Genomic DNA, 22,346 nt, shown 5'->3' with positions numbered 1-22,346 from the left:
TTTCATGGGGGGAGGTGTCCCGCGCGTCCGCGTGGAATGGAGGATACCCATGAACGTTACCATCGGAGGAAAAACCTTTCCGATGCCGCCGAACGGTGACGCCGCCGCGCCCCGAATCATCCCCGCGGACATATCCGTTCGTCCCTCAGGGTTGTTGGATGGAAGAGCCGGTATCAAACCCCGGGGCGCCCATGCCCAGACCATTTGCCATTCCTGATGAGACTGTGGCGCCGTGGGGCCGTTTTCCCGTCCTGATAGCTACCACAGGGCTTGACGGAATCCAAGGCTCTTGGGTCATAGAAACGGGGGAAAACGGCATTGACAAAAGGAAGGGCCGTCGGTAGCCTCGGGCGGTCATGACGTAACAGTCGAAGATTTCAGGCATGCTGGAATTTGGCGACGGCTCGTTGCATCGACGCCCGTGTTGCGGGTTGCCAAACGGAGGGGAAAGCCATGATGCACCGCATTTACAACTTTAATCCCGGTCCTGCCATGCTGCCGCTTCCCGCATTGGAGGAAGCACGAGAAGAGTTCCTGAATTACAAAGGCTCGGGCATGTCCATTCTGGAAATCAGCCACCGCTCCGCCCAATTCGAAGCGGTGCTCCAGTCGGCGATTGCGCGGGTGAAGCGTCTTTTGGGTTTGGACGATCGCTACCAGGTTCTTTTTATGCAAGGCGGGGCGAGTCTGCAATTTGCCCTTGTGCCCATGAACTTGGCCCCCAACGGCGCCCCGGTCGACTACGTGGATACGGGCACATGGTCCACCAAGGCCATCAAAGAGGCTCGCATCCTGGGGAATCCCGTCCGTGTCGTCGCCTCTTCGGAAGACCAAGAGTTCACCTACATTCCCAAACATATTCCCGTAAACACCGATGCGGCCTATCTCCATATCACCTCCAACAACACCATCCGGGGGACCCAGTATCGGACATTCCCGGATTCGGGCAACGTGCCCCTGGTGAGTGATATGTCCTCGGATATTTTCAGCCGGGTGTTCGATCCGGCTCCCTTTGGGCTGATCTATGCCGGAGCGCAGAAAAACATCGGCCCCGCCGGTGTGACCTTGGTCATCATTCGCCAGGACATGCTGGAGCGCGTGCCGGGCAATCTCCCGACCATGCTCAAATACACCACCCATGCCGAGAAAAATTCCCTGTACAATACTCCACCCTGTTTTGCCATTTACATGGTGGAATTGGTGCTCAAATGGCTTGAAGAGCAGGTCGGCGGGTTGGCCAAGATGGAAGCCATCAACCGGGAAAAAGCCGCTCTATTGTACGACTACCTGGACAGCCAGGATTTTTATCGGGGCACGGCACAACCCGATTCCCGCTCATGGATGAATGTGACGTTCCGGTTGCCGACGGCGGAACTGGAAAAGAAATTCATCGACGAGGCCCAGAAAGCCGGGTTAGGCGGCCTCAAGGGCCATCGCTCCGTTGGGGGATGCCGAGCGTCGCTCTACAACGCCATGCCGGTGGAGGGAGTGCGGGCACTGGTGGAATTCATGAAAGATTTCGTGCAACGAAACGGCTGATTCGGGAATTTCCCGTAAAGAAATCCCAAGTTCTGCCGAAGAGAGAAGAGAACGACCTACCCGGCTGTGGACGGTGTGGGGGAGTCCCGTCACGCACCGTGTTTCCCGCCCGGGAGGAGCCACCGTGCCGCTCAAGGGAAAGGCTGAGCCCGTGGGCGCTCCCGGGTGTCATGTTTTTTGACGAATTTTCGATGCCGACGATCTATTCGGGACTCGGTCCTCAGGGTAGACGAAGGTTTGTTTTGAGGCGCCCTGGGACCAGCTCGGAATCATGGCCCCGGGCGTCGGCGATGAACCCGGTGGGGCGTCCTCGGCGTGGCCGCGGTGGCGTTTCGAGCGGGTCGTTTTGGCGGGTCTTCGACGTCGGACCGAGAAGGCGCAGTGGTGCCCGGAGACGCTTCCAGAACGATGTAAGAGAGGTCAAGGAGGTTTGGCGGTAGCCCCATCCCCTGCGAAGGCGTTAAAGCCCGGAATCGCCGTCGACATCGTGCTCAGGGTGGATTTCTATCGGGGTGTCATAGACGCGCGTCGTGCCGTGGTCTATGACGTGGACGGGGCCATATTGGTGGTGTCCCGGCCCACGCCCGATTTGAAACCGGATCATATCGGCCGGCGGTGCACGGTGACCTTTGTCCTTCGGGAAAGCGAATTCAAGAATCGCTACGGAGTGCCCGCCGAAATCGTGGAGCTCAAAGAAAACTACGCCATCCGAAAAGGGACAACGGTGCAAGCGCTGATCCTGAAGGCTTTGGGCGGCGTGGAACCGTTCAACTTGCGCATGGCCTATCGTGTCCGCCCCCCCATCACGAGCGGCATCGCCTTGGAAGTGGACGGCCAAAGGGTCAGCATTTTGGATATTTCCACCGGGGGCGCTCGATTTCTTTCCACCGTCCGCCCTCCATTGCAGTTTCGCCAGCGGGTGGAGGTTGTGCTGCATCTGGATCAGATGTCCCATGCCTTCCACGCCTTCGTGGTCCGCACCCAAGACCCGGGTCCCCAATGCCCGGTGAGGAACGCTCAGGAAGTGGCCATACAATTCTCGGGGATGGAAAAGCGCGTGCAGGAACACCTCGCCAAGCGCATTCTGCAGATCGATCGAGAACTGCGCGCCAAGGGTCTGGAAGAAACCTGACCGCGGAGCCCTAAGGACTTGAGGTATTGCCACAGACCACACAGGGGTGAGGCCGCCACGCACTCGATGATTCTTCTTGACCGGCCCTTCCAGTGAACCCCACACCAGTGCCGCCCATCCCCGAAAGAATGCTCTTATGCACAGCCTTTTGGCATGCCGAGAATCCATAAAGACCTCCGGGACCGACGTCCCGTTCGGGAAACTGGCGAACAGGCGAGGATACCGTTTTTCACCGACCGGCCGGGAGGGATTCGGTGGTCTGCCGGGACGGACCGCCCATTGCGGGGGAGACGATCCAGGAATCCAGGCAGGTCCAATTTTCGGCACCCGTCAGAGAACGATCGAGCTTCTGAACCATGCGGACCCCATGGCGCGCCACTCCTGAGGAGCTTCCGCCCGGTCTGAACCGATGCTCCGGATAGTCAGAAACCTTCACGCCGATCATATGAAAGAAGAAAGCAATGAAAAGAAGATTTAACGAAATGCTCACCATCGGTTTGGCCGGGACATTGATTTTCGGATCGTTCTTTCTCGGCGGCTATCTCTCCGTCACCTCAGGGAACAAAAACATCTGGTGGACTCCCATGGACCTGGCGATCTCATTGGATGCATCCAGAACGGCGTTTGAACTCTACATTCAAAATGACACGATCCAAAAACATATTGAAAAGGGAAAACTTTACATTGCCGATGAAAAGGGAACGCCGGTGAAGGTGACCTCGGACGATGTCAAGATTCGTCTGAACAACTGGCCTAGAGTCAAGGCCGACAGACTAAACGGCTCCATGCTTTACGCTTTTCTTTCAGGGGCAAGCCTCGCTGTGCTCATCATGGGCATGATCCGCTGGGTGCGTGACAAAGCGTCCTAGCGCCTGCCCTCTGGGAAGCTTCTGTAACGAGCTTATTGGAAGTCCGACTCCATCCGGTTTCCGTGTCCTGGCGGTCTGTTATCCAGACAGTGAGTTCACGGGCGGACCGTCGAGAACACCGATCGCTTTGTCACGAGGCCGAACACGATGGCCGCGAAGCCGGGGCTCATTGGGGTCGTTATCCCGGAATTCAAGGGAAACTCAGACCATGGGAAGGGAAAGGCATGCAAAGCCCGTTGAAAAAGTGGAGCCGTGCGCTGAGGAGCGTCACCGTCTCGGCGTCCTTGTGCCTTCTCGGAGCGGCAAGCGTCGGTGCGGCCGATGACCGAATCTCTCTTTCGTCTGCCGTCTTCTTCGGCACACCGACGATAAAAGAAATGCTTCGGAAGAAAAGCCATGGGAAAAACGACTGCCTGGAACAATACCTGAAGGCCATTCCAACCGGATCCTTTCTTTTATCCGCCGTGTTGCCGTCGGGTCAGGAAAAGACTCGAGAATATCGAAGGCGTCATTTGGAAGAACAGATGATTGTCCTCTTCGGCGCCGAAGTCCAAAAGGAGGCCCATGCCTTCGCACGGGCTGTGCCTCTGTGCCTGGAATGGGAAGGTATGACTGAGGGGCCGCTGGGGGAAGTTGAGTTCACGGATGCGTGGCTGAAAAGTCATCCCGGCACACGGATCGACGCGTTTTTATATCTTTTCACCGCTCATCGGCTTCGGGCGGCCTTTGAGGCGGCCAACCGCGGGAAGGATCACGATCTCCGGCCGCTATTAGCCGCCCGTTACAAAGAAGCGCTCGGCCGGGCGAAATCTTTTCATCATCCCCTGATTTCCTGCATTGCCGAGGATATGGAGGCCGAAGACCATGTCTATCTCAAAGGCTGCGGCAAACCTTAGAAGAAAACGAATCGCGGGATTGTATCTGTGGGCTGTGTGGGGGTTGATGGTTGCCGATGCTGCCTCTGCCTGTTCCTGCGCCTGGAAAGGTGCCTTTCTGACGGTTGCCCGCGACGCGCCGTTGGTGATCATCGGAAAAGTTTTGCGGCATCATCCCGGTTCATCCCCCACCATGGATGTCGAGGTGCTGGAATTGCTCAAAGGCGGTCTTCTCGATTCCGGTTTGACCGTTCAGATGGGGGATGGCATGCATTGCCGTCCGACCATGGACCTTTTTCCCATCGGGAGCACATGGGTTTTGGCCATGAACGGTCAAGGTTCGAAACCGGGAAGCGGCTGGGCCATATCCAACTGCGGGGAATACCGGCTGAAGGTGGAAGGCGATGAAGTGATCGGGAGTCTAGACGGGGACGCGAATCATGTTAAAAGAATGCCTCTGGGGGAGTTCAAGAACCGATGGATTTATCCCAGATTCAGCCAACAATTTTCAGGGCGGGTCGAAGCGGGTAGAGAATTTCGGCGGGCGTTCGGGCAACGGTTTGAGTTCGTCCTGAGGCCAAGACCCGACGGGTGGGACGTGGTGATCCGGGAATTGGGGCGGGACGAGAACTTGGCACGCCTGACCCCGCCGTTCCATGGCATGCCCAACCCCCGTGAAATCGAGGGCTGGCACTTTTTAAAAAACCCTTCCGAGTGTCGCCACCGGCCTTACAATGCCGATTCCGGTCCCGATAACCCACGACAGTTTATCTTTTCGCCGGAAGTGGGCAAAACCATAGGCGGGCCGGATTCCCGCAGAACCTTCCTCGATGAGGATATCGGTTCTGTGGAAAGATTCGGCAGGGGTGAGCTGCATATCGAGAAATTCAAGCTGGCGCCCGGTGAAGACGGGTGCCCAAAGATTGAGTGGCTGGAATTCTCGGTAAAGGTTGAAGGCGGATATTGATAATATCGGTCCAAAAGTGCAAACCGTCTTGATTCGAAGATCGGCATTCTCGAAAGGATTCGAGGAGCGAAAAACGGGGTGGAATCTTCTCCCTCAGATTCCGAGCGGTGTCTTAAGGGTGTGATAGCGCACTCGAGACGCGGAGTCGGCAGGTTCCGCCGCCCACGGTGGGTGTCGGCTGGAACCCGGTGTGATGCTCCCGTTATCTGCCGTGGTCTTCACTTATCAATGCTTTGACGTAAGGCTTTGATCCGCCGTAGCTCACGATGGCGACGTCCAGATCGGTATTTCTGTAGAGGCGCAGGGCCCGCCGGATGGCGCCAAGGACCCAATCGGTGGGGTTACCGAAGGCTCCCCCGCCGAGTAACGTGAGAAACACTCTGTTGTTGCCATTTCGTCTTGCATTCAAGATTGCGGCACACAGGGTCGCCTCAAACGCCGCCTCGAGGATGAGTTGCGCAAAGTCTTTCCAGAGCTCAGTTGGATGCGGCGAATAAGCAACCGGCAAAGCAGAGCAGTATGCCTGAGAGACGAGGTGCGTGCAGTCGCGGAGCGTCACCTGTGTATTCCACTGCATGCCAATGCGTAGCTTCTGGCGGATTTTTTCGAGTTCGTCTTCGGTGGCTGCTCGGAGACGTTTTGCCATCTCCACCAGTCCGTTGCGCGATGGCAGAGCATACCCGTTTTTCATTTCCCATAGTCGATTTCCATGGTTTCCCAACGCAGCTCCAACATCCGCCAGGCAATCGATTTGGTTGTGTGCGGATTGACCGACCTGTCCGTTCACAACGGCAAAATAGTTGCGGTAGATCGTCCCGGCGCCTGCCGCTATGGCGCACGCCGGCCCCTGGGTGGGATCATGCTCATAGATTCCGACCCCTCGTTCAGGCGTGATCTCCGGAGAGACCATCTCCAGGAGATTGAACTGGGAAGCCACCTGAAACAGGGCTCCCGCATTTGATGTGTCTGCGTGCAAGTCCTGAACATCCGCCACAACCTCGCGCACTGCCAATCTTCCAGATGCCTGCTTGCCTGAACGAACACTCGCTCTTAATTCAGCCAGGGACGGAGTTTCCAGCTCGCCGCATATCCACGCTCTCCCATTCACCCGAGATTTCAAGGTGTTGCCGTCAAGCGACAGACTCGCCCGAACCTGATCTGGAGATTCCTCAGGGAAGCCGGTCAGTCGTTCAAACCAAGTCATATACGTCCTCACTATGGCGGCCTGATACTTTTTTCAATCTTTATCCTTTTAGTCAAAATCTGCCTGTTTCCCTGGAGCTTGTCAAGCGTGAGAGTCCTAGTCATCCTGCCGGCTTTTCATCACTTCAATATAAAAGATCGTGATTTAAACCGGAATCCATAAGATTGAATCTATGCACAAAACTGTATTCCTGAATCAGTGAAGTGTGATTGGGTGGACTGACGAGCATGGATTCGGAACCCATTTTGGGGCTCATTGATGCCCTGATTCAGCCACTTTTTCGGGTCATCGCCTTTTCAAGGACTGAAAAGCTCTCATGACGATGCCATCTCAGACATTTTCGGACACTCTTCACCCCCTTATGGCCAGAGGAGCTTTCAGGCTTTTGCGGCGGCGATCCCTACGCTGGGCAAAATTTCAGATAAACACTCCGAAAAGCGTGAAAAGCGGGACAATGCCGACCAAACTGGAGCTTCAGCCGACGAGCGCTTCGGATCACGCGCGCTGCCATATAGATCAGCTCCTGGATCACGGTCTTTACGCGACGTCGCTTGGCCCGATGCCGTACGGGCGAAAAATGGCCCAGGAGCCCGTTTTGCCCCAGGATGCGCAAAATGTTGTAAGCCAGTCCGCCCAGGGTCAACACCAGCGCATTGGTGGCAAACTTTCCAGACGGCAATCGTTCCAAGTCCAGGTCGGACTTGATCTCACTGTGAAACTGCTCGCTCAGACCCCGCTTCTCGTACAACCCGATGACTTCATCTTCAGGGACGGAAAGCGACGTCCACCAACCCTCCAGCTTGATATCAGGCCGGATCAAGATTTGTCCCTCGCTATCCCATATCCTCTCGGTGACCCGGATCACCAGCCGAAACCGATAGGTTCTCTTTTCATGGTGTCGCGTCACCCACGTGCTGAAGACCGCCACTTTCTTGCCGGGCCGGGGCTCACTCACACGGCCTTCCCTGAAGGCCCGATCACGCCAGGAAAGGACGTCGGCCCTGCGCGGATTCCATTGGATGATAAAGCTCAGCTTGGGGTGTCGGCGAAGCTCCACAAGCGTTTCCAGGGCATCATGAGCCGCGTCCGTTCGCACCAAAAGGGGCTTGCAGGTCACCTTGCGCGCATGCACCAACACCTTACGCAAAAAGTCAACAAATCCACTCTGAGAATGCTGAGACCCCGGGCGAAGCTCCAGGCCCACACACCATCCCTCCTGGCCAAGGTAGGCCCCGATCGGCGCATATCCGTCGTCGTCCTGGTACGTCCGCGAAACCCCTTCTTTCTTTGTGTCGGAATTGTCCAGGCAGAAAACATCCATGTCCAAAGGCACATGCCCCGTGGAAAGCGCCGTCACGGGAACCTGGGTCCTCTCAAGCAATTCTACGCTACTTGCGCCGACAAGACGTTCGAAAACTCTCGCGTGCTTGTCCACACGTTGCCGCAAAGTTTCTTGCGAAGGGACCTTCTGAATGTCCAGAGCCTCTTTGAACCAGTCATCGCCGGCGACCTCTGCAGCGGCTTCAAAGTCACTCTTGCCCAGACACAGAAGCCCCAAGTAGGTCTTGACCACATCCGCGTGCGAGATCATCGGCCGTCCTGGAACTTCCTTTTCCAACTGCTCGCACAGGCTCGTGTAGCCGTTGATCAGATTCCCCACAAGGGCCAAGCCCGCGTGTCCGCTGTAGAAGGCCTTCGAAGATTGTTCGATCTCAATTTTCTTCATGAGTTCACCTGCCGGGTGAAAATGTGACAGGAGACCCTATAGCATAAATGAGATGTAAATCCAATGAGATATCTAAAGTAAAATAGTTTTATGCATAGGCGCTATTTCACGGATTAAGGTGTATTTCCAAAGATGTCATGGTGATCTTGCCACTTCTTTATGCCGTAGGGTCTCCCATGAAATTTTCACTTGGCAGGGGCAGCGGTTCGGATGCCGCCGGGTCAGCCACCTCCGGCTCGTTCCAAGGATTCAGGGGCATCGTCATCCAAACCCCATCCACGGCGCAGGTGTCCTCGTCGGGGCGACCCTCGGGGTCGCCAGGATACCGGGCTGCGTCCTGATCCCATGGACTTGGCCGATTCAGGGCAGGCACGGGGCCTGCCCCTACGGTAACATTGCCGGGCCGGGCATCGATATGACCAGAGAACCTTATGGCGACGGCGGGGATTGCACGGATTCAGGCCAATAACAGGCCGAATCTTTAGAACACAGACTTATTCCTTGGGGCTTCGTGCGACCGTATTTGGGCTACTGGATCAAAGCATCGCTCATCTCCTGCGAAAATCAGGGTGTGCGGCCGCGAGTAAGTCGCCGCAAAGCGGATACCCTTCGGCCGGCATACATGGTCCCGTACCCATGTGGGCGGGTTTGGAGCCTCCCTCTATTGTCCGAGGACGCCACCGACAGGGTTCTTTCCGTGTTCCTTTCCTGTCTTGCCACCCGGAGGCCATTGTCGGGCGAACCATAAATCGACGTTGTGAACGCGTGCAAGACAGCAACTGGAAGGAAAAGACGTACTGCCCCGAGCGTCTGAGTTGTAGGGGCGAATCCCGTCAATCCTCGGCACGGCACTCCAGCGGCCCGATGACCGCGAAGGACCCAAAGAGCATCCCGGTGGGAGGGTGTCCCCGAGGATCAGATCTTTTCCAAACAGGCATTTTAAAAGAAGCGAGATTAAGTAACTAATCCGCTCCGGGATATTCCGAAAGGTCGTGGGCCGCGGGCAGTCCACCTCGAGACCGGGCCGCCCGGACTCCCCTGACAATGGCCTTCTCCACCACCTGCGCGGCCAACATCCCCACAATGCTCACATCTATGGGGTCCCGTTCTTCGGTGCTCAAGGCAAAAATCGTATCGCCGTCCACCTGCGTGTGGCAGGGCACAACCACGCGCGCCAGACCGTCATGCGCCATTTGGGCGACTTTGGTGAGTTCCGTCTTGGTGAGGCGCACATTGGTGGCCACCACGGCAAGGACGGTGTTGTCGCTTCCCGAAAAGCCCCGAAGCCGTTCCCTCTGGGCCATGGCTTGGGCAGTGCCGACAAATTCTGGAGAATCCGGGCTGAGGCGGCATCCGGCAAGAATGCGTCCGCTGTGGGGTTCCACCACATCCCCGAAAGGATTGACCACGACTAGGGCGCCGACGCGCACGCCGCGAGGAGTTTCCAAAAATGATGAACCCAGCCCGCCTTTCGTGGCGCACCGGAGTCCAAAGAGCTTTCCGATGGTCGCTCCGCAACCCGCACCGACCGACCCTTGGGCCACGGGCCCCGTGTGGGCGTTTCGGCAGGCTTCCATACCCAAAGCCGCATCGGGTGTCGGGCCGCCCTGGTTGATTCCCAGGTCGAAAATGACAGCTCCCGCCACTGTCGGGACGACACCGTATTCCGTCCGGAATCCGAGCCCTTGTTCTTTAAGAAATCGGCGGACACCGTCCGCCGTGGCGATCCCAAAGGCGCTCCCGCCGGACAAAAACAGCCCGTGAACCCGATCGACCAAATGGATGGGATGTAACCCTTCCGTCCCGCAGGTGCCGGGCGCTCCTCCGCGGATATCCACCCCCGCCACGGCACCTTCTTCCGGAAGGATCACGGTGCAACCTGACCGCCCGCCGAAAGCATCCGCATGGCCGACTTTGAGGCGTCCGACGGCGGTCAGCGTATCATTGACTTCCATCACAAAAAGCCTCCCCGGCGTCCCGATTTCCGTCTTTTCGTTGCCGTCGTAGGTGGACAACGTGACGCGGATTCTACTGAAAACCGTATCTTTCCACAACCGCTCTGCGAAATCGAGGCGTGTAAATGAGTTCGAAGGTTTCTTTTTTGTCGGGATAATGGCGGTAGGCGTACTGACGGACGGCTTCCACCACACGGTGGACCTCGTCCAAGGGGAGGTCACCCTGGCGGATAACCGCCAGGGCAAAGTCCACAAGGCGCTGCAAGCGACGCGCGGCCCGTCGATCCTCTTCGTCGGGCGAAATGGCACCAGGCATACGGAGCCTCCGCATTCTCAACCGAACCGAGCGCCCCGGCTTCAGTGGGCCGGACCCATGGTGAGGATCTGTCCCGTCCCGTGGGATTCGGCGGTCATGGCGTGGGAGACGGACGTAATGGCTTCATAGCTCTTCAGGAGTCGGTTTCCTAAGGTTTTCCCCAGCCTTTGGTAAAAGCGCATGGCGCTCTCAGGATGCTTTTCCAAAACGGCTTTCACCTGCTCCCCCGGCATCTTGACCAGTCGTGTTTCGGTAAGCGCTTCCGCCGTGGCGGAATACGTGTCCCGATCGAACAGGCTCGACCAGCCGAACACTTCCCCAGGCCGACTGACCAAATAGGCCACATAACTGCCTTCTTTCAGGGACAGCTTGATCGTGCCTTTGAGCATCACATAGAAGTGGGTCGCCGGGTCACCTTCGCGGAACAGGACTTCTCCGGCCCGCACGTCGTGTTTTTCGCTGATGTCCATGAACGCTTTCACGAGATCATGGTCCATGTCCCGAAAAAGATCGGATTGTTGGATAAACATGACCCCACCTCCTTGTTGTCCGAGGATCTCACGTCCCGCCGGCGCCGCGATCATCCTTTTCCCTCACCCGCCGGTAAGCGGACGGCGCCGGCGCTTCAGGCTTCAAGAGATTTCGGATCGCCCTGGAACCCAAGCCTTTCACGGCCCGTTCCAGGGCGGTGCCTGATCATTTTGGGACATCGTGCGGTCATGGGCAGCCCCCTTATCAACGCTTTACGGAACTTCTTGAATCTTAGTGGAACAAAATTCACCCGCGAAATCAAGGGGTGGGCTGCAGTTGGAGCGGAGGGCATTCGGGACCGATCCCTGGAAGAGCTCCCATGAGCCCGTGGGCATGGAATGTTTTGATCCCGGATTAAAAAAAGCTTGCGGGCTGAACCGAGTGTGCTGAAGGTTGTGCCTTAGGCCTCACACGAGCTGAACACCTTGGCGATAAATCGGACGTGGGCTTTTTCCTGTTCGGAAAGGTCGCGCAGGGTGTCCGATGCCCGAGGGTCCTTGGCGAGGGCAGCGGCGTTTCGGTACAGATCGAAGGCCCGGTATTCGATATCCAAAGCCAGTTCGGCGAAAGAAAAGCACGCATTGACGGGCAGGCTTTCCATCCGTTTCACAGCCTCGTCCAGAGATTCTCCGCCTTCCAAGATGTCGCCCGGCAGGGAGTCGAAGAGATCGTCAAAAGGGGGGATTGGCTCCGTGGTTCGGCAGGCTTCCAAAAGCCGATAGACCGACTGGGCATGGCGGCGTTCCCATTGGACCAACTGACGAGCTGTATCGGCCCACGCCGTCGGTCCGTGGGACGACAAGCTGTAAAACCGATAGGCTCCTTTTTCCAGGTTGATGGCTTCCTGGAGCATTTCGACCAGGGATGCCTTCTCGGTGAACAGGCGCACCTTGGGAAGACCGACCAGTTCTTTGCCATCCCAAGCCATATAGCCTCCTTGCAGGTTGATCACGCGGGCGGGACGGCGGTCGCTTTCCGCGGCGAGAAGCGCTGCGGCCATGGAACGGCCTCCACTGGCGCAGTAAAACAGCAATTCTTTGCCGGGGTCCAGTTGGCCGACCAGGGCTTCGAAGCGACTCAACGGCATGAGACGAGCGCCGGGGATGTGACCGGCCGTGTATTCCCCGGGTTCCCTCACGTCAATGAGTTCATAGTCCCTTTCCCGGTGTTGGGCACGATACGTGTCGAGTTCATCGATGAACATCTGTTCCACCACGGGCGACTTTTTCTTTTCCGGCATGGCTGTTTCTCCTCCCTCATGACCCAGTCCGCGCTCACACCAGGACGCATTCATGGAGATGGCGCTCAAGGATCTTTTCTTCCATCATCACGATCCGGCGGATCATGACATCCAGGATTCTTTCCGTCAGTTCCGGGAATTGCCGGAGGATTTTTCGGAAAACTTCCCTTTCGATGTAGAGCACCTCGACGTCTGTGGCCGCTCGGGCTCCGAAGAGCCTTCGGATGTCCGCCAGGAGAGCCAAGCCCCCAAAGAATGCGCCGGGGTGGAGATCATGGACGATGACGGAATGGTTTTCATATTGACGGACCATTTGAACCACCCCCGACAACAGAATATAGCCTTTGTCGTCCGGCTGCCCTTGGCGGAAGAGGAATTCGCCGCGTGGGAAACGCCTCCGGTTGCACATCAGGGCATAGACCCTGAGGCGTTCCAGCGGAATGGACGAAAAGACGTCCGTTTTTCGGAGCCACTCCAGGTTATCATCCAGCTCGCACGTGCAGTGAGGCTCCTCGTGCGGGGAAGTCAAGCCGTTGTTAGGCGTGTCCGCGGACCAGCTCATAAAAGAGTCCTTTCCTTTCCAAGAGTTCGTCGTAACGCCCGATTTCCACGATCCGGCCGGATTTCATCACCGCAATGGTGTCGTAGTCCCGGATGGTTTCCAGTCGGTGAGCCACGGAAATGATGGTGGCTTTACCTCGGAGGTCCTCGTCCAACAGTTGCTGGATACGATTTTGGGACGCCATGTCCAGGCTTGCGGTGGCCTCGTCCATGATGAGGATTCGTGGGTTCTTTAGGAGGGCCCGGGCGATGCCCACTTTTTGTTTCTGGCCGCCGGAAAGACGATCGCCTTTGCTGCCCACCTGAAAATCCAGGCCGATCTCCAGGATGGTGTCGTAAAGGTTTTCCTTGTGGAGAAGGTCCACGACGGCTTCGGTGATTCGGGCCCATGCCCATGAGGCTTCTTCTTTCAGGCGACCGAAAAGAATGTTTTCCAACAGGGTGCGGCCGCTCAAATATGCATTCTCGGTGTAATAGACGAAAGCCCCGGCGTCCCGTTCCGTGCAATAAGCCTTAAACAGGGCGCGGGATTTCAGGATGGCTTCCCGGAGTTCCCGGGGCACAAGGGTCATCTTGTGCTTGCCGGGGATCACCCGAAGGGCGAGAGCGACAAGGGTGTCCTGGACGGGGGGCGGGAGGCGGTCGACCCGGGCCGTGCCGTACTGTTCGTAAATGTGGGTGAATTCCTCCATTTCCTCCAAGGCAATGGGGGATTGTCGAAAGAAAAACGGGTCGTCTTGCAGATCCCGCAGGAGGGGGATGGTGCGGTTGACCACATCCAAACCCAAGCGCACTAAAGGTTCTTCCAGGCCGACCTGTCTCAGGAACTGGCGGAACCTCGGGCGCGACGGCAGAATCTCGCACGGCCGCCCACCTTCCACGGGATACCCGAAGACAATGTTCACGGCGACGGAACTGTATTCCAAGAAGCGCTCGATGTCGAAAAACTCCACCGTATCCTGGAGGGCCTCGCTCCATTGGAGCCAGAACTGCCGGCGCAGGGCGATGATCCTGTGCCCCAGCAGGCTTTCCTTGGGCATGTCCAACACGGAGTTGAGGCCGAAGCGGAGGACATCGTCGGTGAGGCCCACAGAGGCGACGGCGCGAAGAATCTCGTCAAGGTCGGGTTCTTCGCCGTGAGGGTCCTTGTCGGGATAGTTTTCGAAGAAGGTGGACTGGCGTCCATAGATGATGTTTTCCTTGAGGGTCCCGCTGAAAATGAAAGGGTATTGGGACACAAAACCAAGGTGGGGCGTGATGTCGGCCTTGGTCAGGTCCTTGAGTTCCCAGTGATCTACATACACATGGCCTTGGGAGTATCGGTACAACTGGGCCATGACCATGGCCAGGGTGCTTTTGCCGCTTCCCGAAAGCCCGACCAGGGCCACTCTTTCGCCCGGCGCCACCCGTAGGCTCACCTGATCCAGAAGTCGCACGCGGTCTTCCACCTCGAAGACCAAATCTTCCACCTGGACGGCCCCCTTCAGGACGACGGGCGGGCGGTCCTGAGGCTGCAGGGGAAATTCCGGTTCCACATCGAAGGCCTCTTGAATGCGGTGGTAGGCCACGCGGGCGTCCTGGTAACCTTGGTAAAACTCCATGAGTTCTTTCCAAGGGTCGTAAAGCTTTTCGTAAGCGGAAAGAAAAGCCACGAGAGCGCCCAAGCTGAAACGGCCGGTGATGCTGAAATAGCCGCCAATGAGAAAGAGGAAGAAAGGCCCGAGGCTTTGGAAGAAATTGTTGGTGAACTTGATCCCGTACCGATAGAGATTCATGCGATGGCGGACGTTGAGGAGTCTTTGAGAGAGCCGGTCCACTTTCCGGCTTTCCAGATGGTAGCCGGCGTTGGCGTGGATTTCCTGAATGCCGCTGATGGCTTCTCCGACAACACTGCTGAGCTCTCGAGTGGCGCTCACCCGCTCGCTGTTCAGCCGATTGAATCGATGCTGCAGCCTCGGGATCAGGAAGATTTCCAGGGGATAGACGGCAAGGCTCAATACGGCCAACAAGGGGTTCAGGCTGAACATGTAGGCGCCGAAGGTAACCAGCGTGAGCACGTTCACGGCCGGAACGGCGATGGCGCCCCCAAGGAAATCGCCCACAGAAGCCAGTTCTCCGGTGACGGACGAGATGACCATGCCCGGTGGTGTCCTGCGATAGAAGGGGAGGGGAAGGCGGATGATGTGGCGATACAGTCCTGTGCGGAGTTCATAGAGGATTTTTTGGCCGATGTAGCCTTGAAGCACGTTGATCGCGTATTTGAACACCCCTGCCAGTAACACCGCCCCCATGTACAGGGCGCAGTAAAGATACAGAGCCTGAATTTTGCCGAACCGGATGGCGTCGTTGACGATCCGTTTTTGCATCTCCAGGGGGAACACGCGAAGAAAGACCGTGAAGAGGATGAGGATGACGAGCACCACCTGGAGACTTCGGCAGCGCGTTAAGGCCCAATACCAAAGCGGCTTCTTGTGGATCATGGATGAGGCTCCCCTGAAGCAGCGCCAAAACCGACACCGAGCGTAGCTCCGAAAACCGTGGCAATCCCAGGGATGTTCCTTGAGGACTGTGCCGTTTAAACAACACGGTGGCAAGAAAAAGTCAACGAACGGGCCGGCGCCGATGAAGATCTTTCCAAAACAGAGGTGACATCTTAGGGTAGTCGTGGAGGAATCGACCATGGTGAAAACGAACGTTCCCGTTCCTTTGTGCTCCCAGATTTCTGAAGACTCTCCCATTGGATCCAGGCTGGTGGCGTGGTTTAAGCAAAACCAAAGGCCGCTCCCGTGGAGAAGGACTTATGATCCTTATGCGGTCTGGATATCCGAAATGATGCTTCAGCAGACCCAGATCGCCAAAGTGGTGCCGTACTTTGAACGCTGGATGGCGAGATTCCCCGATATTCGAGCCGTTGCCGACGCTTCCCTCGACGATCTTCTCAAGGCGTGGGAAGGGCTCGGCTATTACAGCCGAGTGCGCTACATCAAAACGGCCGCGGAAAGGATCGTGGGAAGCCATGGAGGGGAAATTCCTTCCGATGAAAAGGCCTTGCGAAACATTCCCGGCATCGGGCCGTATACAGCGGCCGCCATTCTCAGCTTGGCCTTCGGTCGGGATATTCCTGTTCTGGATGGCAACGCGAAACGCGTCGCTGCTCGGCTCCTGGATTGCGCTGCACCCGTGGACACATCTTCTACGGAAAAGGTACTGCGCGATGCCTTACAGCGGTGGATGCCTCAGGGGGGCGCTCGCGCATTCAACCAGGCCGTCATGGAATTGGGTTCGAGGGTATGTGCACCGAAACGCCCGCGCTGCGATACCTGTCCGGTGGCGTCGTGGTGCCGGGCCTGCGCCGCGGGGACGGTGTCGCAAAGGCCGGTGAAGCGGCGTCGAGCCCCCGCCGAGCAGGTGACGGTGGCCATCGGGGTGCTTTGGGACCAGGGGAAAGTCTTTATCCAAAAAAGACCGCCTGGGGGCCTCATGGCGGGCTTGTGGGAATTTCCCGGGGGCAAGCTGGAAGACGGAGAATGTCCCGAAGCCGCCGTCCGGCGAGAGTTTGGGGAGGAACTCGGGGTCACCATCCGCGTGACGGCCAAGGTGGCGGAAATCCGCCATGCCGTCACGCGGTTTCGCGTCCACCTTCATGCCTTCCACTGTGTCCTCGACCCTCCAGACCAGCAATTGACTCTCCGTTCGGCCGTGGAGGCTCGGTGGGTTTCCCCCCACGCTCTGGATCACTTCGCGTTTCCCGCAGCCAATCGGCGTCTCATTGAGATCCTGCAGACCCGGGGGGTGGTCACCCCATGATTACCGTGGGATTTTCGACACATCGTTTGGAAATGCTCGGGCACGCGGAGACCCTGATGCGCCGCCACGCCGTGATTGCTCTGGAAGAGCCGCCCCATGCCGGCTTTGAGGCCATGCTGCGTGGCGAGATGTCCATCGAGGAGTATCTCGGCAGCGCCGACTACGAATTCCCCCGGTTCGCCAAGGCTTGCTGCCTCATGTATCGTCGGCTCCACGCCATGGGCAAACGCCTGATCCAAGTGGATCCTTTCATGGAACATCTTTACCGGCTTCATGATTTCTTTGCCGACGGGGGGGATATCCAGGCGGTGGATGCCGAAGACCCTGCCCGTGCTGTCTATGATGTAGAAAGAAAAGCGACGGCCGCCCTCCTCCATTTTTATGCAACCTCGTTGACGGCGTCCTTCCCGGACGTGGTCCGGCTGGTGATTCGATTCGCCCGGGCGGATGCCGCCCGAATCGCTTTGAGAGACGCCATGAGGGCCGAAGGTTTGGCGTCGGTGTACAGACCAGGGGAGTCCATGTACGTTGAGTGCGGGTACATCCACTGGAAACTTTTTAGGGATTTGCAACGGAGGATCGGGTCCAAAGTCAGGGTTCGGCCGTGTTTTGTGCTCCAAAGGGAGGCGCGGGATCGCCTTGGGAAGAAGCAAATTCTCGGACCGGGGGATCGGCTCACGCTCCTTTTGGTTTTCCACCCCAAGATGCGCGGGCCGCTGCTGGATCTGCTGGCTGCCCGAAGCCTGATTTACATTAAACTGCTCTATAAAGAGGAAATGGAACCCACCGCAGGGACATATCCTCACACGGACGACGAAGCCGACGCCTATCACAGGACGCGAGGCCTATCGTGGGAGGCATGTGAATATTTGTGGCCGTGGATCCGGCGACAGAGCCCGGAAGATGTCCGAAAAATCATGGATGCGACGAACCTTCGAAAGGTGATGCCATGAGGCCGAAGATGCAAACCCGCATGCGGGTTATCCTCACCCTGTCCCTGATGATTCTTGCATTTGCTGGTTGTGCCGGACCGGAGGCCCGCCTTCCCCAGCGGCCTTTTCAGGGTGAGGCACCCCGGTTGTCCCCCGAGACGATCGTGGATCTCCACACGGGGCGGGCGCTCTCTTTTGACGAACTCATGGGTGCCTTGGAGAAGGTCCGGGTTGTCTATGTGGGTGAGGTGCACGATCGGGCCGCCGACCACGAGGTCCAACGGCGCATTATCCAAAGGCTGTGGGAGCGCGGGCGAAGAATCGGTGTGGGGCTGGAAATGCTCCCGCACACGGCTCAAGAGGTCCTGGACCGGTGGGGGGACACGGACATGGAAGAGGCGGCCTTTCTGGAGGCCGTGGATTGGGAAGGGAATTGGGGGTTTCCATTTTCTCTGTATCGTCCCATCTTTGCCCTGGCCCGAGAAAAACGCCTTCCCATGCGGGCTTTGAATGCTCCGGCGAACATTGTGCGCAAGGTGTCACGCCAAGGGCTATCGTCTCTGGGCGTCGAAGAACGAGGCGCCATCGCGAGGCACTTCTTCATGGACGATGCGGCCCATCGGGAGTACATTCAAAAAGAGTACGCAACCCACGTGTCGGGGGGGATCCGAGATTTCACTTCTTTTTACGAGGCCCAGCTGGTCTGGGACGAGACCATGGCGGAAAAGGTGGCCGTATGGCTGGTTCAGGAACCTCTCGATCACGTGGTGGTGCTGGCGGGCAAAGGCCATGTGAATCAAAGATTTGGGATTCCTGAACGGGTCCGCCGACGCATTGAACACCGCTACGCCATCGTGGTGCCGGTGGCCGTCAATGAAGCCCCAGAACAGGTCACGGCGGAGGTGGGGGACTTTCTCGTGGTGACCGCGCCGGAAAAGCCGTTCCCGGGACATGGGCGGCGTTTGGGCGTGAGGCTGGAAAAGGATCCCGGCGGTGAGGGGCTCAGGGTCTTGGAAGTCGTCCCCGGAAGCCGCGCGGATCAGGCCGGCTTTCGCCCAGGGGATATCATCCGTGCCGCCAACGGCGAAACCGTCAGGGAGCTGGAAACTTTGCACCGCCTTTTTCAAGAGTCGGCAGCGGAAGTTGTTTTCACCGTGGAGCGGGACAAGAGCACGTTCGAAGTTACGGTTGCCTTTGAGGAGTGACGGCAGGAGGGACGTTTCGGCAGAGTGGGACAAACACAAGAGGACAGGAGGTCATGGAAATGAAGAGAGTGCCAGGATTCGTGGTCATGGTGCTTTTGAGTGCGGCGATTTTTTCGGCGTGCACAACGCTCACCGGAAAGACGGCCGGCGAATACATTGACGATGCGAGCATCACCACGGAAGCCAACGCCATCATCATTAACGACCCGGACGCACAGTACCTCAAGATTGATGTCACGACGACGAAGGGCAACGTGGTGCTCACAGGTTTCATCAACGACAAGAAAGCGGAAGACCGCATTGTGTCCAAGATCAAGCAGATCAAGGGAGTGAAGTCCGTAAAGAGCCTCTTGAAAGTTCAGAAGTAAACGGCTTCTTGACAATGCTGGCCGGTATGGGTCCCTCGGGACAATTCGGTGAGTCGCTGTGCGCGTCAGGGAAAGGAGGCGCCGCGGCGGGGAATCGGTCGGCATCGGCGGGCAGCTGACCGAAATGCAGGGTCAAGGCTTTGATTCGAATCCCGATACGACCGTGCGCCGCGGCATAGTGCGGGAATCCCGGAAGACGGTGAAGTCTTTTCTTGGGGGCCAGTCCTGTGCTGTCTCGGGTGATCAGAAGGAATGCAGTCCGGGGGTGCGATGCACCCCGGTTGGGTCTATGGGCTGCATGAGATGAACTCAGCAGGGGTCCTTCGCGCTTATAAACTGGGTGATTTCTCCCGGCCGGCGCTGCAAGAGACTGTGGCAAGACGTCTCGGACTCAGGTTTTGCCTTGTCGCTTTTTGCCCCTCGTCAGGCCTTGGTCCGCCGACAGGACCAATACCTTTGTGAGGTTCTGTGGGAATCTTTCAGGGAACGGCTGATGCGTGCACGCTGGAAGTCATCGGTTCCGAACCCGCAATGACTTTGCGGCCTCTCGTCCAATGATGCGGCGGGCGTGGACCGGAGCGCTCGGGCTCAGGGGACAGGCGGGGTTCTTCGGCTTGGGAGGTTTTGCCGGGTTGCGGCTCCCCGGAGGGGCAGGAGAAGCGAGATGGCGCTTGACAGAGGCGGCCCGGTTTTCTTACAAGGGATGTACTCCAAACCGCAAGGGTCAGCTAAGATGGATTCCGTAGGTCAGAAATTTTACCGTGCGTACTTTTTTAGGGGGACAAGTGTGGGCTGACCCCTGAGAGGTCGCGGGACGAAGAAGTAAAGCGAGACAAAGGCCGGGGGTTCAGCCCTCGGCCTTTTTTGTTGGCACCGGGAGTGTCGAACAGGAAAGGGGGTGATGGCGTGAGGGAAGTTTGGGTGCGCCTGGACCATTGGGACAAAGATGTGGTGACCACGGCGTTGGAATCGGGTGTGGATGCCGTGGTGGCGCCCCCCGGGACGGCGGAACAAATCCGAGCTTTAGGACGTGTTGTGGTGGTCAGCGACGATGGGGATTGGGTGCCGGGGCGGGATGTGCACTTTGCCACCGTGCGGAGCCCGGAAGAGGAGCAGGCAGCGGCCCGGATCTTGGAGCAGGGTGGGACCGTGGCGATCTCCCAAACGGATTGGGAAATTATTCCTCTGGAAAACCTTGTGGCTCGATCGGGTCGGCTGTTGGTGGCCGTGGATTCCGAAACCCGGTTGGAGATGGCTCTGGGGATTTTGGAAAAAGGGGTTTCCGGCGTCATCCTCTGCGCTCCCGATTCATCGGCTTTGAGGCAGTGGGCTCTTAAGGTTCGCAGCGCCGTTCCCGCAGAGGTCTTGACCGAAGCGGAAATCACTTCCGTGCGCTCTGTGGGCTTGGGGGATCGGGTGTGTGTGGATACCTGCCTCATGATGAACGAGGGACAGGGGGCATTGGTGGGAAATCACGCCGGCTTCCTTTTCCACGTTCAAGCTGAAACCCGCCGGAACCCGTACGTGGCCCCGAGGCCTTTTCGCATCAATGCCGGGGCCGTCCATGCCTACGTGAAGGTTCCCGATGGACGGACACGTTACCTGTGTGAACTGGAAGCCGGTGAGCGCATCCTGGTCGTGGATACCGCCGGGACCGCCATGGAAGCCGTGGTTGGACGGTGCAAGATTGAACGGCGGCCTCTGCTTCTCGTGCAGGCCGTGTGTGGTGAGCATTCGGGAAGCCTGCTCGTCCAAAATGCGGAAACGATTTGTCTGACCGCCGCCGACGGCAGCGGAGTGTCGACCACCCAGTTGCAACCCGGTCAGCGGATCCGGGTGGCTCTGGCCGCCAAGGCCCGCCATTTCGGTATGCCGGTGTCGGAAACCCTTATGGAGCGGTGATGAAAGAGCATCCTTTATCAAAATACCGTCAGGAAATCGATGAGTTGGACACGCGCATCCTGGAGCTCCTGAACCGGCGCATGCTTCTCGTCCAGGAAGTAGGGCGTATCAAAGCCCAATTGGGTTTGGACACGTTCGACCCGGGTCGGGAAGAAGCCGTGTGCAGGCGTCTTGTTCAGCAGAATCCCGGACCGTTGACCGATGCCTCGGTGCGGGCGATCTACCGCGAGATCCTCGCAGCCTCCCGAACGCTCCAGCAACCGTTGAAAGTGGCGTTTCTCGGCCCTCACTGGACCTATTCGCACCTGGCGGCCATTTCCGTCTTCGGCCACACGGCCCGCTACGAACCTCAAGCCACCCTGCTGGACGTGTTCGACACCTTGTGTAAGGGGTTGGTCCATGTGGCCCTCGTGCCCATTGAAAACTCTCTGGAGGGCGGGATCGGCCAAACCATGGATCTCTTGTATGAGCGGCCTGTGCGAGTGGTGGGGGAGTGTTACTTGGAGGTGGCCCATAGCTTGTGTTCTGCCGCTCCGGATCTGAAGGCGGTGGGGCGGATATACGCACATCCCCATGCGGTCGGGCAGTGCCGCCGGTGGCTTTCGGAAAATCTTCGCGGAGTGGAAATCTTCGAATGTGCCTCCACGGCGCGAGCCGCCCAGTCGGCGGCCGCAGACCCGCAATCCGCAGCCATCTGCAACGTCAAGGCCGCCGAAAACCACGGCCTGCAGGTTTTGGCCGAGCGCATCGAGGATCATCCGGGAAACACCACCCGTTTCATCGTCTTGGGCCTGAAGGACAATGCGCCCACCGGAGACGACAAGACGTCGCTCCTGTTTGCCGTGGCCGACAAACCGGGGGCGCTTTACAAGGTGCTGGAATCCTTCACCCAATATGGCTTGAACATGACCCGCATCGAGTCGCGCCCCAATCGGGTGCATCCCTGGCAGTACCTGTTTTTTGCGGATATTGCCGGCCATGAACTGGACGACACCGTGCGTGCGGCATTGGACCAAGCTTCGGAACGCACCACGTTCCTCAAAGTGTTGGGATCCTACCCCAGAGCCAATCCCATGAACCCCATTCGATTTGATGTGGAACGGTCTCGGTTCGGCGGTTAAAAAGAAACTTTCGGATGCGGAGCGGCATCCGAGGCAATGGATTGCAGAAGGAACGCCTGTGCCCGGCACGGAGCAGGGACGGGATCCCGCCGCTTG

The 22,346-nt window shown here is 58.0% G+C and carries 19 protein-coding genes; 11 read left to right on the top strand and 8 right to left on the bottom strand.

Annotated features, from left to right (window positions below):
* Positions 1-453 precede the first annotated feature (453 nt).
* The 5 genes from serC (at position 454) to ACZ5K9_RS01835 (ending at position 5,382) form a co-directional block, all read left to right on the top strand.
* Positions 454-1,539, top strand: coding sequence for a 3-phosphoserine/phosphohydroxythreonine transaminase (gene serC, locus ACZ5K9_RS01855; RefSeq protein ID WP_464272723.1), 1,086 nt, complete (start codon positions 454-456; stop codon positions 1,537-1,539).
* A gap of 271 nt (positions 1,540-1,810) precedes the next feature.
* Complete coding sequence (locus tag ACZ5K9_RS01850; RefSeq protein WP_464272722.1) at positions 1,811-2,671, top strand: PilZ domain-containing protein; 861 nt, start codon at positions 1,811-1,813, stop codon at positions 2,669-2,671.
* 461 nt (positions 2,672-3,132) lie between these two features.
* The gene (locus ACZ5K9_RS01845) at positions 3,133-3,540 is read left to right on the top strand and encodes a hypothetical protein (protein ID WP_464272721.1); all 408 of its coding nucleotides are present in this window, start codon (positions 3,133-3,135) and stop codon (positions 3,538-3,540) included.
* 224 nt (positions 3,541-3,764) lie between these two features.
* Complete coding sequence (locus ACZ5K9_RS01840; RefSeq protein ID WP_464272720.1) at positions 3,765-4,436, top strand: hypothetical protein; 672 nt, start codon at positions 3,765-3,767, stop codon at positions 4,434-4,436.
* Positions 4,405-5,382, top strand: a complete 978-nt coding sequence (locus ACZ5K9_RS01835; protein WP_464272719.1) for a hypothetical protein — start codon at positions 4,405-4,407, stop codon at positions 5,380-5,382. The genes ACZ5K9_RS01840 and ACZ5K9_RS01835 overlap by 32 nt, the downstream gene beginning before the upstream one ends.
* Before the next feature lie 202 nt (positions 5,383-5,584).
* Here the strand turns inward: ACZ5K9_RS01835 and ACZ5K9_RS01830 are convergent, their stop codons facing one another.
* The 8 genes from ACZ5K9_RS01830 to ACZ5K9_RS01795 all read right to left on the bottom strand — a co-directional run bounded on the left by ACZ5K9_RS01830 (position 5,585) and on the right by ACZ5K9_RS01795 (position 15,395).
* Complete coding sequence (locus ACZ5K9_RS01830) at positions 5,585-6,586, bottom strand: hypothetical protein (protein ID WP_464272718.1); 1,002 nt, start codon at positions 6,584-6,586, stop codon at positions 5,585-5,587.
* A 400-nt stretch (positions 6,587-6,986) separates the two neighbouring features.
* Positions 6,987-8,312 carry an IS1380 family transposase gene (locus ACZ5K9_RS01825; RefSeq protein ID WP_464272717.1) on the bottom strand — a complete coding sequence of 442 codons (1,326 nt, stop codon included), beginning with the start codon at positions 8,310-8,312 and terminating at the stop codon, positions 6,987-6,989.
* 962 nt (positions 8,313-9,274) lie between these two features.
* Complete coding sequence (locus tag ACZ5K9_RS01820; protein WP_464272716.1) at positions 9,275-10,267, bottom strand: P1 family peptidase; 993 nt, start codon at positions 10,265-10,267, stop codon at positions 9,275-9,277.
* A 73-nt stretch (positions 10,268-10,340) separates the two neighbouring features.
* Complete coding sequence (locus tag ACZ5K9_RS01815; RefSeq protein WP_464272715.1) at positions 10,341-10,583, bottom strand: hypothetical protein; 243 nt, start codon at positions 10,581-10,583, stop codon at positions 10,341-10,343.
* A 41-nt stretch (positions 10,584-10,624) separates the two neighbouring features.
* A complete protein-coding gene (locus ACZ5K9_RS01810; RefSeq protein ID WP_464272714.1) occupies positions 10,625-11,113 on the bottom strand; it encodes a Crp/Fnr family transcriptional regulator in 489 nt (162 codons plus the stop codon).
* 401 nt (positions 11,114-11,514) lie between these two features.
* Positions 11,515-12,354, bottom strand: a complete 840-nt coding sequence (locus ACZ5K9_RS01805) for a rhodanese-like domain-containing protein (RefSeq protein ID WP_464272713.1) — start codon at positions 12,352-12,354, stop codon at positions 11,515-11,517.
* A 34-nt stretch (positions 12,355-12,388) separates the two neighbouring features.
* Positions 12,389-12,916, bottom strand: a complete 528-nt coding sequence (locus tag ACZ5K9_RS01800; protein WP_464272712.1) for a Crp/Fnr family transcriptional regulator — start codon at positions 12,914-12,916, stop codon at positions 12,389-12,391.
* Positions 12,891-15,395 carry an ABC transporter ATP-binding protein/permease gene (locus ACZ5K9_RS01795; RefSeq protein WP_464272711.1) on the bottom strand — a complete coding sequence of 835 codons (2,505 nt, stop codon included), beginning with the start codon at positions 15,393-15,395 and terminating at the stop codon, positions 12,891-12,893. The genes ACZ5K9_RS01800 and ACZ5K9_RS01795 overlap by 26 nt, the downstream gene beginning before the upstream one ends.
* Positions 15,396-15,594: 199 nt before the next feature.
* On the opposite strand from ACZ5K9_RS01795, the gene mutY reads away from it, so the two are divergent.
* The 6 genes from mutY to pheA all read left to right on the top strand — a co-directional run bounded on the left by mutY (position 15,595) and on the right by pheA (position 22,250).
* Positions 15,595-16,722 (top strand): A/G-specific adenine glycosylase, encoded by a 1,128-nt coding sequence (mutY, locus tag ACZ5K9_RS01790; RefSeq protein WP_464272710.1) that lies wholly within the window; start codon positions 15,595-15,597, stop codon positions 16,720-16,722.
* Positions 16,719-17,675, top strand: coding sequence for a hypothetical protein (locus ACZ5K9_RS01785; RefSeq protein ID WP_464272709.1), 957 nt, complete (start codon positions 16,719-16,721; stop codon positions 17,673-17,675). The genes mutY and ACZ5K9_RS01785 overlap by 4 nt, the downstream gene beginning before the upstream one ends.
* Complete coding sequence (locus ACZ5K9_RS01780; protein WP_464272708.1) at positions 17,672-18,859, top strand: ChaN family lipoprotein; 1,188 nt, start codon at positions 17,672-17,674, stop codon at positions 18,857-18,859. The genes ACZ5K9_RS01785 and ACZ5K9_RS01780 overlap by 4 nt, the downstream gene beginning before the upstream one ends.
* Before the next feature lie 53 nt (positions 18,860-18,912).
* On the top strand, positions 18,913-19,227 hold the full coding sequence (locus ACZ5K9_RS01775; RefSeq protein ID WP_464272707.1) for a BON domain-containing protein: 315 nt from the start codon (positions 18,913-18,915) through the stop codon (positions 19,225-19,227).
* A 906-nt stretch (positions 19,228-20,133) separates the two neighbouring features.
* Positions 20,134-21,129: a 3-dehydroquinate synthase II gene (locus ACZ5K9_RS01770; protein WP_464272706.1), complete on the top strand. Its 996-nt coding sequence runs from the start codon at positions 20,134-20,136 to the stop codon at positions 21,127-21,129.
* Complete coding sequence (gene pheA, locus ACZ5K9_RS01765; RefSeq protein WP_464272705.1) at positions 21,129-22,250, top strand: prephenate dehydratase; 1,122 nt, start codon at positions 21,129-21,131, stop codon at positions 22,248-22,250. Before ACZ5K9_RS01770 ends, pheA begins: the two co-directional genes overlap by 1 nt.
* Positions 22,251-22,346 lie beyond the last annotated feature (96 nt).

Source organism: Desulfosoma profundi, from assembly GCF_055387865.1.
This window is presented reverse-complemented; position numbering and strand designations above follow the sequence as displayed.

Coding starts and splice junctions, on each gene's coding strand:
- serC (WP_464272723.1), top strand. CDS start 454: ATGATGCACCGCATTTACAACTTTAATCCCGGTCCTGCCATGCTGCCG.
- ACZ5K9_RS01850 (WP_464272722.1), top strand. CDS start 1,811: ATGGCCCCGGGCGTCGGCGATGAACCCGGTGGGGCGTCCTCGGCGTGG.
- ACZ5K9_RS01845 (WP_464272721.1), top strand. CDS start 3,133: ATGAAAAGAAGATTTAACGAAATGCTCACCATCGGTTTGGCCGGGACA.
- ACZ5K9_RS01840 (WP_464272720.1), top strand. CDS start 3,765: ATGCAAAGCCCGTTGAAAAAGTGGAGCCGTGCGCTGAGGAGCGTCACC.
- ACZ5K9_RS01835 (WP_464272719.1), top strand. CDS start 4,405: ATGTCTATCTCAAAGGCTGCGGCAAACCTTAGAAGAAAACGAATCGCG.
- ACZ5K9_RS01830 (WP_464272718.1), bottom strand. CDS start 6,586: ATGACTTGGTTTGAACGACTGACCGGCTTCCCTGAGGAATCTCCAGAT.
- ACZ5K9_RS01825 (WP_464272717.1), bottom strand. CDS start 8,312: ATGAAGAAAATTGAGATCGAACAATCTTCGAAGGCCTTCTACAGCGGA.
- ACZ5K9_RS01820 (WP_464272716.1), bottom strand. CDS start 10,267: ATGGAAGTCAATGATACGCTGACCGCCGTCGGACGCCTCAAAGTCGGC.
- ACZ5K9_RS01815 (WP_464272715.1), bottom strand. CDS start 10,583: ATGCCTGGTGCCATTTCGCCCGACGAAGAGGATCGACGGGCCGCGCGT.
- ACZ5K9_RS01810 (WP_464272714.1), bottom strand. CDS start 11,113: ATGTTTATCCAACAATCCGATCTTTTTCGGGACATGGACCATGATCTC.
- ACZ5K9_RS01805 (WP_464272713.1), bottom strand. CDS start 12,354: ATGCCGGAAAAGAAAAAGTCGCCCGTGGTGGAACAGATGTTCATCGAT.
- ACZ5K9_RS01800 (WP_464272712.1), bottom strand. CDS start 12,916: ATGAGCTGGTCCGCGGACACGCCTAACAACGGCTTGACTTCCCCGCAC.
- ACZ5K9_RS01795 (WP_464272711.1), bottom strand. CDS start 15,395: ATGATCCACAAGAAGCCGCTTTGGTATTGGGCCTTAACGCGCTGCCGA.
- mutY (WP_464272710.1), top strand. CDS start 15,595: ATGGTGAAAACGAACGTTCCCGTTCCTTTGTGCTCCCAGATTTCTGAA.
- ACZ5K9_RS01785 (WP_464272709.1), top strand. CDS start 16,719: ATGATTACCGTGGGATTTTCGACACATCGTTTGGAAATGCTCGGGCAC.
- ACZ5K9_RS01780 (WP_464272708.1), top strand. CDS start 17,672: ATGAGGCCGAAGATGCAAACCCGCATGCGGGTTATCCTCACCCTGTCC.
- ACZ5K9_RS01775 (WP_464272707.1), top strand. CDS start 18,913: ATGGAAATGAAGAGAGTGCCAGGATTCGTGGTCATGGTGCTTTTGAGT.
- pheA (WP_464272705.1), top strand. CDS start 21,129: ATGAAAGAGCATCCTTTATCAAAATACCGTCAGGAAATCGATGAGTTG.